Genomic DNA, 11,857 nt, shown 5'->3' with positions numbered 1-11,857 from the left:
GCCGCCGAGCGTGCCCGCCGCGGCAAGGTCCTCGCCCGGCGCCGGCGCACCACCACGCTCCTCTTCGCCGGCTTCACCCTCGGCGCCGTCGTCGCGGCCGTCGGCGGCGTCACCTTCCTGTGGGCGCCCGCCGTCCCCGCGCTGCTGCTCAGCGCGTACATCGTGCACCTGCGGGTCCAGGAACGACGGCGCTTCGTCTACGTCATGGACCGCCGCCGCGCCGAGGCCGCCGCCGCCCGGCTCCGCGAGAGCCGCCGCCCGGCCCCGACGCCCGAGCCCGCCGCCGACCCGACGCCCTCCCCGCAGGAGGCCGACCGCCGCGCCCTCGTCGAGCAGACCGACCACGCGGAGTGGGTCGACCAGCAGCGCGAGCGCGGCCCTGCCCGCGGCGACAGCTGGGACCCCGTCCCGGTCCCGCTCCCCACCTACGTCACTGCCCCGGTCGCCCCCCGTGCCACCAGCGGCATCGACATCACCGACCCGGAGACCTGGAGCGCCGCCCGCTCCTCCACGGCCGCCGACCCCACGCCCGCCCCCTCCCCGGCGCCCCGCCAGCGCACCACCCCGCCGCGCCGCACCCGCGACCACGGCCGCACCCCCCTCTTCGACCAGTACGCCGACGACGACCGCCCCCGCGCCGCCAACGAATGACCCCACCGGGGCCCGCGACGACCCTCGGCTGACCTGCGCAGGAACGGATTTTTGCCTGAGCCGCTCGGGATGCTAATGTTTCACACGTCGCAAGGGCCTGTGGCGCAGTCTGGTAGCGCACCTCGTTCGCATCGAGGGGGTCTGGGGTTCAAATCCCCACAGGTCCACAGACACCGAAGATCCCGTCCGATCGCAAGATCGGGCGGGATCTTCTGCGTTGGGGTGAACGGAGCAAGGGCGGGGCGCCCGAAAGCGCCCCGCCCTTTCGCGTTCCCCGTGCCACCCCCGGCTCACAGCCGCTTCGCGTAGCAGCGGCTGTTGTCGTATGCGCGGTAGTGGCCGAACTTGGCGCAGGGTTCGTAGCCGGAGGAGGTGTAGAGGGCTATGGCCTCGGGTTGGGCGGTGCCGGTTTCGAGGACCATGCGGGTGCGGCCGGCGGAGCGGGCGTCGGATTCGAGGGCGGCGAGGATGCGGCGGGCGAGGCCGAGGCCGCGGGCTTCGGGGACGACGTACATGCGCTTGAGTTCGGCGTCGCCGTCGGAGTAGCCCTCGGGGTTGGCGTCCTGGGTGCGCCAGCCGCCGGTGGCGAGGGGGGTGCCGTCCTCGTCGTAGGCGAGGAGGTAGAGGCCGTGGGGCGGGGTGAACATCGCAGCGTCCAGGGGTGTGACATCGCCCTCGTCGCCGTAGCGGACGGCGTACTCGGCCTGGACGGCGTCCTCGAGTTTGACGGCGTCAGGGTGGTCATAGGGCACGGGCTGGATGTTCATGCGGAGTATCGTACATGTATGCACAGCGCAGGTGTCGGTATTCTCCCGGGATGCTCACTGTCACGTCCGTGAATGTCAATGGTCTCCGCGCCGCCGCCAAGAAGGGCTTCGTCGAGTGGCTGGCCGGCACCTCGGCCGACGCCGTCTGCCTGCAGGAGGTGCGCGCCGAGGAGGCGCAGCTGCCCGCCGAGGTGCGGGCGCCCGAGGGGTGGTTCACCGTGCACGCGCCGGCCGCCGCCAAGGGGCGCGCGGGGGTGTCCCTCTACACGCGGCGCGAGCCCGACCGGGTGCGCGTCGGCTTCGGGTCGAGCGAGTTCGACGGCAGCGGCCGGTACGTCGAGGCGGACCTGCCCGGCGTGACCGTCGCCAGCCTCTACCTGCCCTCCGGTGAGGTCGGCACCGAGCGCCAGGACGAGAAGTACCGGTTCATGGGCGAGTTCCTGCCCTACCTGAAGGAGCTCAGGCAGCGGGCCGCGGCCGACGGGCGCGAGGTCGTCGTCTGCGGCGACTGGAACATCGCCCACCAGGAGGCCGACCTCAAGAACTGGAAGTCCAACAAGAAGAACGCCGGCTTCCTGCCCGAGGAGCGGGAATGGCTGGGCCGGGTCCTCGAAGGGGCCGAGGGCGGTTACGTGGATGTCGTCCGGGCCCTCCACCCCGAGCAGGAGGGTCCCTACTCCTGGTGGTCCTACCGCGGCCGCGCGTTCGACAACGACAGCGGCTGGCGCATCGACTACCAGATCGCCACCCCCGGCCTCGCGGCCAAGGCCGTCAAGGCGTACGTCGAGCGCGCCGCGACCCACGAGGAGCGCTGGAGCGACCACGCGCCCGTGACGGCCGTCTACGACCTGTAGGACGCCGGTGCCGGCCCCCTGGTGCGCGGTGCGCGTCAGGGGGTCTCGCGCAGGTGGCGGTCGAGGGCCATGGAGAGTTCGGCCTCGACGACGCTCTTGGCGAGCGGGCGGAGGCGCTGGACGTCGCTCTCGCCGGCGTGTGCGCGGAGGAGGTCGGTGAAGAGCTGGGCGAGGGCGTCGGCGTGTTCGCGGACGCGGGCCCCGGCCTTGAGGACCTCGGCGAGGGGGACGCCCTCGTGGACGAGGGCGGCGGAGACGTCGAGGAGGCGGCGGCTGATGTGGATGATCGCCTCGCCGTCGGTGACGAGGTAGCCGAGGTCGAGGGCGGCGGCCAGGTTCTCGGCGGTGACCTCGCCCGCGAAGTGGTCGGCGAGCTCCTCCGGGGTGAGGCGGACGGGCTCCTCCTCGCTGGGGGCGCCGAGGGCGAGGACCTCCCGGACGTTGCGGCCGCTCTCGAAGGCGGTGGTGAGGTCGGCGATGCCGTTGAGGGTGTGGCCGCGCTCCAGGAGGGCGGCGATGGTACGGAGCCGGGCCAGGTGCTGGTCGTCGTACCAGGCGATGCGGCCCTCGCGGCGGGGCGGCGGGATCAGACCGCGTTCGCGGTAGAAGCGCAGGGTGCGCACGGTGATGCCGGCGGCCCTCGCGAGTTCCGCCATGCGGTATTCGCGTACGCCGGGGTCCGTGCCCGCGTCGTCGCCCGAGTCGCCGCCCGCGTGCCCGCCCGTGTCGGGTGCTGATCCTTCTGCCACGTTCGCCAGCCTATGTTGTACCGCCGGTAACTTTCCCTCGCCGTACCCCTACCGCTCGGTATGCGGCTGCTCTACAGTCCCGATTGTGCCAGTGATTGCTGGCGCAATGGGCCGGGCGCGGGAGGCGGCATGGCGAAGCACGAGCACGTACGGGTGGCGGTGATCGGATCGGGGTTCGGCGGCCTGGGCGCCGCCGTCCGGCTGCGCCGCGAGGGCATCACCGACTTCGTGGTCCTGGAGCGGGCCGACTCCGTCGGCGGCACGTGGCGCGACAACAGCTACCCCGGCTGCGCCTGCGACGTACCGTCCCACCTCTACTCCTTCTCCTTCGCACCCAACCCCGACTGGCCCAGGACCTTCTCCGGACAGCAGCACATCCGGGCCTACCTGGAACACGTCACCGACACCTTCGGCGTCCGCCCCCACCTGCGCCTCGGCCACGAGGTCCTGCGCATGGAATGGGACGCCGAGGCGCTGCGCTGGGAGATCGAGACGAGCCGCGGCACCTTCAGCGCCGAGGTCGTCGTCTCCGCGACCGGGCCGCTCTCCGACCCCAAGACCCCCGACATCCCGGGGCTCGGCGACTTCCCCGGCAAGGTCTTCCACTCGGCCCGCTGGGACCACGACTACGACCTCACCGGCAAGCGCGTCGCCATGATCGGCACCGGCGCCTCCGCCATCCAGATCGTGCCCGCCATCCAGCCGAAGGTCGGCAGGCTGACCCTCTTCCAGCGCACGCCCCCCTGGGTGATGCGCCGCATGGACCGGGCCATCACCGGACCCGAGCGCTGGCTCCACCGCGCCCTGCCCGTCACCGGCACCCTCCGCCGCGGCCTCCTCTGGGGCATCCGCGAACTCCAGGTCGGCGCCTTCACCAAGCACCCCGGCGAGCTCGGGCTCGTCGAGAAGCTCGCCAAGGCCAACATCGCCAAGGCCGTCAAGGACCCGGCGCTGCGGGCCAAGTTGACCCCCTCGTACCGCATCGGCTGCAAGCGGATCCTGCTCTCCAACACGTACTACCCGGCCGTCGCCCAGCCCAACGTCGACGTGATCGCCTCCGGCCTGCGCGAGGTCCGCGGCTCCACCCTCGTCGGCGCGGACGGCACCGAGACCGAGGTCGACGCGATCGTCTTCGGCACCGGCTTCCACGTCACCGACATGCCGATCGCCGACCGGGTCGTCGGCGCCGACGGACGGACCCTCGCCGAGACGTGGAAGGGCGGCATGGAGGCGCTGCGCGGCGCCACCGCCGCCGGCTTCCCCAACTTCATGACGGTCATCGGCCCCAACACGGGCCTCGGGAACTCCTCGATGATCCTCATGATCGAGTCCCAGCTGAACTACATGGCCGACTACCTGCGCCAGTTGAACGTCCTCGGCGGCCGCGCCGCGCTCGCCGTCCGGCCCTCCGCCGTCGGCGCCTGGAACCGCAAGGTCCAGGCCCGGATGGAGCGGACCGTCTGGAAGGCCGGCGGCTGCGAGAGCTGGTACCTCGACGCCAACGGGCGCAACACCACCCTGTGGCCCGGCACCACGGGCGAGTTCCGGCGCGAGACCCGGCAGGTCGACCTCTCCGAGTACGAGGTCATCCGCGCCCCCAGGACCGCACCCGCGGCCGAGACCCGCACCCCGCGCAAGAAGGAGGCCGCCCAGTGAGCCGCCCGACCCCGCTGCCCGACTCCCGCACCCTCACCGCCGTCTCCGCCGACGGCGCCCGCATCCACGTCGAGGTGTACGGTCCCGCCGACGCGCCCGCCGTCGTCCTCGCCCACGGCTGGACCTGCTCGATCGCCTTCTGGGCCGAGCAGATACGGGCCCTCGCCGCCGACCACCGGGTCATCGCCTACGACCAGCGCGGCCACGGCAGGTCCCCCGCGCCCGGCGCGGGCGGCTACTCCACGACGGCCCTCGCCGACGACCTGGAGGCGGTGCTCGCGGCCACCCTCGGCCCCGGCGAGCGGGCCGTCCTCGCCGGCCACTCCATGGGCGGCATGACGATCATGGCGGCCGCCGGGCGCCCCGGCCTCCGGCAGCACACCGCCGCGGTCCTGCTCTGCTCCACCGGGCCCTCGCGGCTGACCTCCGAGGCCACCGTCGTACCGCTGAAGCCCGGCGGCCTGCGCGGCCGGCTGACCGCGGCCGTCCTCGGCGCGAAGGCGCCGCTCGGCCCGGTGAACGCCGTGTCGAAACGCATCCTGAAGTACGCCACGATGGGACCGGGAACGGCCCCGGAACGCGTCGAGGCCTGCGCCCGGATCGTGCACGCCTGCCCGCGCGGCGCACGCCACGGCTGGTCGCAGGTCCTCGCCGGGCTCGACCTCGAAGCCGGCCTGCGCGAGCTGCGGATGCCGGTGGCCGTCCTCGTCGGCACCGCCGACCGGCTCACCCCGCCCGTCCACTCCCGCGGCATGGCGGAAGCCCTGCCGCACTGCACGTCACTCGTCGAACTGGCCGGCATGGGCCACATGACACCGGTGGAGGCCCCGGAGGCCGTCACCGCACAGATCCGCGAACTGACCCTCACGTACCTGGGCGTGAAGGAGACCGAGGAGGCAGGGGCATGAGCAGGGTGAGCCTGGAGGGGCAGGTCGCGGTCGTCACCGGAGGGGCGCGCGGGGTCGGGGAGCTGCTCGCCCGGAAGCTGTCGGCGCGCGGGGCGAAGATCGCGCTCGTCGGGTTGGAGCCGGAGCAGCTCAAGGAGGTCGCGGGGCGGCTGCACACCGAGGCCGACTGGTGGCACGCCGACGTGACCGACCACGAGGCGATGGCGAAGGTCGCCGCCGAGGTGAAGGAGAGGTTCGGGAAGGTCGACATCGTCGTCGCCAACGCCGGTGTCGCGGCGGGCGGTCCGTTCGTCGAGTCCGACCCCGGCGCCTGGCGGCGGGTCATCGAGGTCAACCTCGTCGGCGGCGCCGTCACGGGACGGGCCTTCCTGCCCGTCCTCATGGAATCCCGGGGGTACTTCCTCCAGATCGCCTCGCTCGCGGCCCTCACCCCGGCCCCGATGATGACGGCGTACTGCGCCTCCAAGGCGGGTGTCGAGGCCTTCGCGCACAGCCTGCGCGCCGAGGTCGCGTACAAGGGCGTGAAGGTCGGCGTCGGCTATCTGTCCTGGACCGACACGGACATGGTGCGGGGCGCCGACCAGGACGACGTGATGAAGGAGCTGCGGCAGCGGCTGCCGTGGCCGGCGAACCGCACGTACCCCCTCGGCCCGGCCGTCGACCGGATCGTGGCGGGCATCGAGCGGCGCTCGGCCCATGTGTACGCGCAGTGGTGGCTGCGCGGGATGCAGTCGATCCGCGGCTATCTGCCCGGCATGATCGCGACCGTCGGGCAGCGCGAGATGCGGCGTTTCGAGCCGCGGCTCGGCTCGGTGCCCAAGGGGCTGGTCGGCGCGGGCGGCGCGGCCGACGAGCAGGCCAGGGCGGCGGGCTCCCCTCCGCGGTAGCTGTCCGTGACTGATCGAAATGCGTGGAATGTTTGCCCGTGCAAGGCTGGTCGAGGCCGAAGGGGCACACCGCCCCGGCCCCCCCTCACCCGTCTAGGAGTGAATTTCCATGGGCATGCAGGACCAGTTCAAGGACAAGGCGCAGAAGGCCGGCGACCAGGCCAAGCAGGCGATGGGCAAGGCGAAGGACCAGGCGTCCCAGCGCGCCTCCCAGGGCCGCGACCGCTCCGAGGAGGAGACTCGCCGGGCCCAGCAGGAGGCCCAGGACCGCATGGACCAGGACTACGACGCCTGACGTCGGCCCGTCCTTGAGGAGGCGCACCCGGGAGACCGGGTGCGCCTTCGCATGTGCGTACCCCCCGGTCAGGCGATGGAGTTGTACGGACGCCGAGGTGTCCGAAGCGATGCCGGGGATCCGGCGAGCGTCCCGGCCGGGCTCGTGTGGTGCTCGTGGCGGGCTCGCGACGGTCATCGTGGCGCGTAAGTCGCGCGCGTCGGGCGCCGGATCTTCGTACCGTGATCGCCATGGCCGTACTTGAGCGACTCCGATCCGACCACGCGCCCGCCCTGCTCGCGTTCGAGCGGGAGAACCGGGGGTATTTCGCCGCGTCCGTGCCCGACCGGGGGGACGCCTATTTCGACGAGTTCGAGGACCGGCACCGGGCGCTGCTCGACGAGCAGGAGACCGGCACGATCCACTTCCACGTCCTGGTGGGGGAGGACGGGGAGATCCTCGGCCGGTTCAACCTGGTGGACGTGGACGCCGCCGAGGGGGGTGCCGAGCTCGGGTACCGGGTGGCCGAGAAGGCGACCGGGCGCGGGGTGGCCACCGCCGGTGTGCGGGAGGTGTGCCGACTGGCGCGGGACGCGTACGGGCTGAGCCGGCTGACCGCCGTCACGACCCTCGACAACGAGGGGTCGAGGGCCGTGCTCGGGCGGGTCGGCTTCGGCGCGGTCGGGAGCGTGACCCTCGACGGACGCCCGGGCGCCTCCTACGAACTGGACCTGGCGGTCGCCTAGGTCCGGTCCGGTGGGCGGGCCTGGGCCTGGGCTCGGGCTCGGGCCCGGCCGGTTTTTCCGGCCGGGCCCCGGCCGCCGTCCTGCCGTGGCGGACGGGACCCGGCCGCCGTCCTGCCGGGGCGGACGGGACCTACGCGCCGTTCTGCCGGGGCGGCAGTTTCGGGCGGGAGCGGTCGGGGAGGGCCTCGTAGCCCGGAGGGCCGGCGGCGGGGGTCTCGGCGAGCAGGGAGAGGGCGACGTGGACTGCGTCGTCCAGCTGGGCGTGCCGGCCCTCGGCCCAGTCGAGGGGGGTGCGGAGGATGGCGAGGTCGGGTTCGACGCCGTGGTTCTCCAGGGACCAGCCGTACTCGGGGAACCAGGCCGCGTTCATCGGGACGGTGATCTGGGTGCCGTCGCCGAGCCGGTGGCGGCCGGTCATGCCGACCACCCCGCCCCAGGTGCGCTGGCCGACGACGGGTCCGAGGCCGAGGAGCTTGAACGCGGCGGTGATCATGTCGCCGTCGGACGAGGTGGCCTCGTCGGCGAGGGCGACGACGGGGCCGCGGGGGGCGTTGGAGGCGTACGAGACGGGCTGGGCGTTCCGGGTGAGGTCCCAGCCGAGGATCTTGCGGGTGAGCTTCTCGACGACGAGCTCGCTGATGTTGCCGCCCGCGTTGCCGCGCACGTCGACGATGAGCGCGGGCCGGGAGACCTCCATGCGCAGGTCGCGGTTGAACTGGGCCCAGCCGGAGCCGCCCATGTCGGGGATGTGGAGGTAGCCGCAGCGGCCGCCGCTGACCTCCCGGACCACGGCCCGGCGTTTGGCGACCCAGTCCTGGTAGCGCAGCGGGCGTTCGTCGACGAGCGGGACGACGGCGACGCGGCGGGCCCGGCCCTCGCCCTCGGCGGGGGTGAAGGTGAGTTCGACGGTGGTGCCGCCGGTGCCGGAGAGCAGCGGGTACGGGCCGGTGACCGGGTGCACGGGACGGCCGTCGACGTGGGTGAGGACGGCGCCCTCGCGGATGCCGGTGCCGGCCAGCGGGGAGCGGGCCTTGGAGTCGGAGGACTCGCCGGGCAGGATCCGCTTCACCGTCCAGCCGGCCTCGCGGGGCACGAGGTTGGCCCCGAGGAGGCCCATGGGCCGCTGGTAGTGCGGCGGTCCCTCGTTGCGGCGGGCAGGGGTGACGTACGCGTGCGAGGTGCCCAGTTCGCCCATGACCTCGCGCAGGAGGTCGGCGAACTCGTCGGGGGAGGAGACCCGTTCGACGAGCGGCCGGTACTGGTCGAGGACGGCCGTCCAGTCGACGCCGCCCATGTCGGGCTCCCAGAAGTAGGCGCGGACGATCCGGCCGGCCTCGTCGAAGGCCTGCCGCCACTCGGCGCCGGGGACGACCTCGTGGAGGATGCGCCGCAGGTCCAGGTAGACGGTGGAGTCGCCGTCCCCGGGCTCGGTGGCCGGGACCGCCCGCAGGTCGCCCTCGTCGGCCACGACGAGCCGGGTGCCGTCGCCGCTGACCGCGAACCAGTCGAGGTCCTTGGCGAGTTCGGACATGCGGGCCTTGGTGATGGTGAAGTGCTCCAGGGTGGGGCGGCCCGAGGTGTCGGCGGGGTTGGCGAAGGTCTCGCCGAGGGCGCCGGAGATGGGCCAGCGCAGCCAGACCAGGCCGCCGCCGCTGACCGGGTGCAGGGCCGAGTACTTGGAGGCGGCGACCGGGAACGGGGTGACGCGCTCGGGCAGTCCCTCGATCTCCACGGTGACCGTGCCGTCGCCGGTGTCCGTCTCGTCGTCGGCGGGGTCGAGGCCGCCGGCCGCCGGCCGCCCGTCGGGCAGCAGCGCGAACGGGGAGGGCGTGGCGGAGGAGAGCGGCACCAGGTAGGGGCGGCAGCCGAGCGGGAACGACAGGTCTCCGGTGTGCACGTCGTACACCGGGTCGAAGCCGCGCCAGGACAGGAAGGCGAGGTAGCGGCCGTCGCGGGTGAAGACGGGGTTCTCGTCCTCGAAGCGTCCGTTGGTGACGTCGACGACGGTCCGGGCGCCGGGCCCGGAGATGCGGGCCATCTTGATGGAGCGCAGGGAGCGGCCGATGCCCGGGTGGGACCAGGTGAGCCAGTCGCCGTCGGGGGAGAAGGCCAGGTCGCGGACGGGCCCGTTGACGGACCTGATCAGTTCGGTGACTTCTCCGTTGGAGTCCTCGGTGGCGTCGAGGAGGAGGAGCCGGCCGTCGTGGGAGGCGATGGCGAGCCGCTCGCCGTCCGGGTCGGCGATGAGTTCCTCGACCCGGCCGAGGTCGCCGGAGGCGAGGCGGCGCGGCGGCCGGTCGCCGCTGGCGCGGGGCAGGTAGGCGACCTCGACGGCGTCCTCGCCCTCGGCGTCGGTGACGTACGCGACCTGGCCGCCGCTGCCCAGCATCTCGGGGAGCCTGACGCGGACGCCCGGCTCGTCGATGATCGTGCGGGCCGGGCCGTCGCGGTGCGTCAGCCAGTACAGGCTGCCGCGCACGGAGACGGCGCTGGCGCGGCCGGTCTCGTCGACGGAGAGCGCGTCGATGTGGTGGGCGGCCGGCACCTGGTAGGCGCGGCGGCCGACGCGCTGCCCGCCGAGCCTGACCTCCAGCTTGCGGGGCTGCGAGTCGGCGGTGAGGCCGTCGACGATCCAGAGTTCGCCCGCGCACTGGTAGACGACGCGGTGCCCGTCGCTGGAGGCGTGCCGGGCGTAGAACGCGTCGTGGTCGGTGTGGCGGAGCAGGTCGGTGCCGTCGGGCAGGCAGGAGTAGAGGTTGCCGACGCCCTCGTGGTCGGAGAGGAAGGCGATCCGCCCGCCGACGACCATGGGGCAGTCGAGGTGGCCGCCGATGTCGGGCAGCAGGCGCTCGCCGTGCAGCCAGAGGCGTCCGGTGGCGCCGCCCAGGTACCGCTTCCAGGCGGCCGGTTCGTGCGGCGGCTTCCCGGTGAGGAGGAGGGTGCGGCGCTCCCCGCCGTTGCCCGCGGCGTCGGCGTGGCCGCAGACGGCGGGGTCGTCGGTGACGACGATGTCCGAGACGGGGCCCCAGGGCATGCGGAGGCCGGGGGAGCCGTCGGTGGGGACGGTGTAGGCCCAGGAGTAGTACGAGAACGGCTGCCCGTGCGACGAGACGGCGAGGATGTCGGACCGGCCGTCCTTGTCGGGTGGTGTCCAGCCGCAGACCCGGGTGTCCGAGGATCCCCAGTATCCGAGCCGCCGCGCGGAGCCGCCGTCGACGGGGACGAGGTGGATCTCGGGGTCGAGGCTGCGCCAGTTCGTGTACGCGATGTGGCGGCCGTCCGGCGAGAAGCGCGGATGCCCGACCCGCGTGCGGTCGACGGTCAGGCGCCAGGCCCGGCCGGGGCGGTGCCCGCCGGGGACGATCGGGGCGATCCAGAGGTCGTCCTCGGCGGCGAAGCACAGCAGGTCGTCGTGGAGGTGCGGAAAACGGAGATACGCGACGTCGTCACTCACCTCCCCATGCTTTCCGCGCTGAGGGGGTCAGGCAACTCGTACGTGTTTGCGGGCGTCTTCTTTTTCGGGAGAGTGGGGTCGGGGGGTGGGGCTCGTGGGGGCGGGGGTGCGGCTCGTGGGGCGCTCGGGTTCGGCGCGGGTTCGGCGCGGGTTCCGCTCGGGTGGGACCGGTGGGCGGCTCGGATGTGGTCCAGGACACGTACGAAACGGTTTCGTTTCGCTGGCGGGGCGGGTATCTTCGAACTGTACGAAACCGTTTCGTTCGGATCGGAGGCCGGTCATGGCACGCAGCAGGCTCACTCCCGAGCGGGAGTCCGAGCTGCACGCGGCCGTGCTCGACCTCCTCCGCGAGGTCGGCTACGACGCCCTCACCATGGACGCCGTCGCCGCCCGCACCCACTCCAGCAAGGCCACCCTCTACCGCCAGTGGGGGAGCAAGCCCGAGCTGGTCGCCAGGGCGCTCCGCGCCAACAAGCCGGCCGATCTCAGCGAGATCGACACCGGCTCGCTCCGCGGCGACTTCCAGGAGATGGTCGCCCGGACCGACGACTGCCAGATGGAGAAGGACTCCGCGCTGATGCGGGGTCTGGCCCATGCCGTCCACACCAACCCCGAACTGCACCGGGCACTGCGCGAACTGCTCATCGAACCCGAGATGACCGGCTTCGACGAAGTGCTGAACCGGGCGGTCCGCAGGGGCGAGGTCGACGCCGGCAACCCGGCGCTGAAGCTCGTCCCGCACATGCTGATCGGTGCGTTCATCGCCCGGCCGCTGATCGACGACCAACCGGTCGACCACGCGTTCCTCAGCGCGTACGTCGACGCCGTCGTGCTCCCCTCACTCGGCGTCTGACCACCCGCAACACCGCCAGACCTTTCTCCACCTGACTGCGCACCGCTCACGCCGTCGG

The 11,857-nt window shown here is 73.0% G+C and carries 10 protein-coding genes, 1 tRNA gene and 1 pseudogene; 9 read left to right on the top strand and 3 right to left on the bottom strand.

Going from position 1 to position 11,857, the window contains the following annotated elements; genetic code table 11:
* Window positions 1–651: pseudogene (locus tag MRBLMG1_RS23325) on the top strand (hypothetical protein); the annotation flags it as partial.
* 93 nt (window positions 652–744) lie between these two features.
* Window positions 745–818: transfer RNA gene (locus MRBLMG1_RS23320), tRNA-Ala, on the top strand.
* A gap of 123 nt (window positions 819–941) precedes the next feature.
* On the opposite strand, the gene MRBLMG1_RS23315 is transcribed toward MRBLMG1_RS23320, so the two are convergent.
* A complete protein-coding gene (locus tag MRBLMG1_RS23315) occupies window positions 942–1,418 on the bottom strand; it encodes a GNAT family N-acetyltransferase (RefSeq protein ID WP_367826047.1) in 477 nt (158 codons plus the stop codon).
* A gap of 50 nt (window positions 1,419–1,468) precedes the next feature.
* On the opposite strand from MRBLMG1_RS23315, the gene MRBLMG1_RS23310 reads away from it, so the two are divergent.
* Window positions 1,469–2,272, top strand: coding sequence for an exodeoxyribonuclease III (locus MRBLMG1_RS23310; protein ID WP_367826046.1), 804 nt, complete (start codon window positions 1,469–1,471; stop codon window positions 2,270–2,272).
* Window positions 2,273–2,307: 35 nt separating this feature from the next.
* On the opposite strand, the gene MRBLMG1_RS23305 is transcribed toward MRBLMG1_RS23310, so the two are convergent.
* The gene (locus MRBLMG1_RS23305; RefSeq protein WP_367826051.1) at window positions 2,308–2,928 is read right to left on the bottom strand and encodes a MerR family transcriptional regulator; all 621 of its coding nucleotides are present in this window, start codon (window positions 2,926–2,928) and stop codon (window positions 2,308–2,310) included.
* A 222-nt stretch (window positions 2,929–3,150) separates the two neighbouring features.
* On the opposite strand from MRBLMG1_RS23305, the gene MRBLMG1_RS23300 reads away from it, so the two are divergent.
* From MRBLMG1_RS23300 to MRBLMG1_RS23280, 5 genes are all read left to right on the top strand, one after another.
* Window positions 3,151–4,677 (top strand): flavin-containing monooxygenase, encoded by a 1,527-nt coding sequence (locus MRBLMG1_RS23300; protein WP_367826045.1) that lies wholly within the window; start codon window positions 3,151–3,153, stop codon window positions 4,675–4,677.
* Complete coding sequence (locus MRBLMG1_RS23295; protein WP_367826044.1) at window positions 4,674–5,585, top strand: alpha/beta fold hydrolase; 912 nt, start codon at window positions 4,674–4,676, stop codon at window positions 5,583–5,585. The genes MRBLMG1_RS23300 and MRBLMG1_RS23295 overlap by 4 nt, the downstream gene beginning before the upstream one ends.
* Window positions 5,582–6,472 (top strand): SDR family oxidoreductase, encoded by an 891-nt coding sequence (locus MRBLMG1_RS23290; RefSeq protein ID WP_367826043.1) that lies wholly within the window; start codon window positions 5,582–5,584, stop codon window positions 6,470–6,472. The genes MRBLMG1_RS23295 and MRBLMG1_RS23290 overlap by 4 nt, the downstream gene beginning before the upstream one ends.
* Before the next feature lie 109 nt (window positions 6,473–6,581).
* A complete protein-coding gene (locus MRBLMG1_RS23285) occupies window positions 6,582–6,767 on the top strand; it encodes a hypothetical protein (RefSeq protein WP_367826042.1) in 186 nt (61 codons plus the stop codon).
* A 230-nt stretch (window positions 6,768–6,997) separates the two neighbouring features.
* The gene (locus MRBLMG1_RS23280) at window positions 6,998–7,492 is read left to right on the top strand and encodes a GNAT family N-acetyltransferase (RefSeq protein ID WP_367826041.1); all 495 of its coding nucleotides are present in this window, start codon (window positions 6,998–7,000) and stop codon (window positions 7,490–7,492) included.
* Window positions 7,493–7,622: 130 nt separating this feature from the next.
* Here the strand turns inward: MRBLMG1_RS23280 and MRBLMG1_RS23275 are convergent, their stop codons facing one another.
* On the bottom strand, window positions 7,623–10,946 hold the full coding sequence (locus tag MRBLMG1_RS23275; protein ID WP_367826040.1) for a S41 family peptidase: 3,324 nt from the start codon (window positions 10,944–10,946) through the stop codon (window positions 7,623–7,625).
* A 280-nt stretch (window positions 10,947–11,226) separates the two neighbouring features.
* Between MRBLMG1_RS23275 and MRBLMG1_RS23270 the strand changes: the two genes are divergently transcribed.
* The gene (locus tag MRBLMG1_RS23270; protein ID WP_367826039.1) at window positions 11,227–11,799 is read left to right on the top strand and encodes a TetR/AcrR family transcriptional regulator; all 573 of its coding nucleotides are present in this window, start codon (window positions 11,227–11,229) and stop codon (window positions 11,797–11,799) included.
* Window positions 11,800–11,857: the final 58 nt, after the last annotated feature.

This window comes from Streptomyces sp. LMG1-1-1.1 (assembly GCF_040815545.1).
Lineage (GTDB): Bacteria > Actinomycetota > Actinomycetes > Streptomycetales > Streptomycetaceae > Streptomyces.
Note: the sequence above shows the minus strand (reverse complement) of the source record. Positions and strands in the feature narration are given on the sequence as shown.

Bases quoted from the DNA above. Each gene is read 5' to 3' on its own strand.
- MRBLMG1_RS23310 (WP_367826046.1), top strand. From the start codon at position 1,469: ATGCTCACTGTCACGTCCGTGAATGTCAATGGTCTCCGCGCCGCCGCC.
- MRBLMG1_RS23290 (WP_367826043.1), top strand. From the start codon at position 5,582: ATGAGCAGGGTGAGCCTGGAGGGGCAGGTCGCGGTCGTCACCGGAGGG.
- MRBLMG1_RS23305 (WP_367826051.1), bottom strand. From the start codon at position 2,928: ATGGCGGAACTCGCGAGGGCCGCCGGCATCACCGTGCGCACCCTGCGC.
- MRBLMG1_RS23300 (WP_367826045.1), top strand. From the start codon at position 3,151: ATGGCGAAGCACGAGCACGTACGGGTGGCGGTGATCGGATCGGGGTTC.
- MRBLMG1_RS23315 (WP_367826047.1), bottom strand. From the start codon at position 1,418: ATGAACATCCAGCCCGTGCCCTATGACCACCCTGACGCCGTCAAACTC.
- MRBLMG1_RS23270 (WP_367826039.1), top strand. From the start codon at position 11,227: ATGGCACGCAGCAGGCTCACTCCCGAGCGGGAGTCCGAGCTGCACGCG.
- MRBLMG1_RS23280 (WP_367826041.1), top strand. From the start codon at position 6,998: ATGGCCGTACTTGAGCGACTCCGATCCGACCACGCGCCCGCCCTGCTC.
- MRBLMG1_RS23285 (WP_367826042.1), top strand. From the start codon at position 6,582: ATGGGCATGCAGGACCAGTTCAAGGACAAGGCGCAGAAGGCCGGCGAC.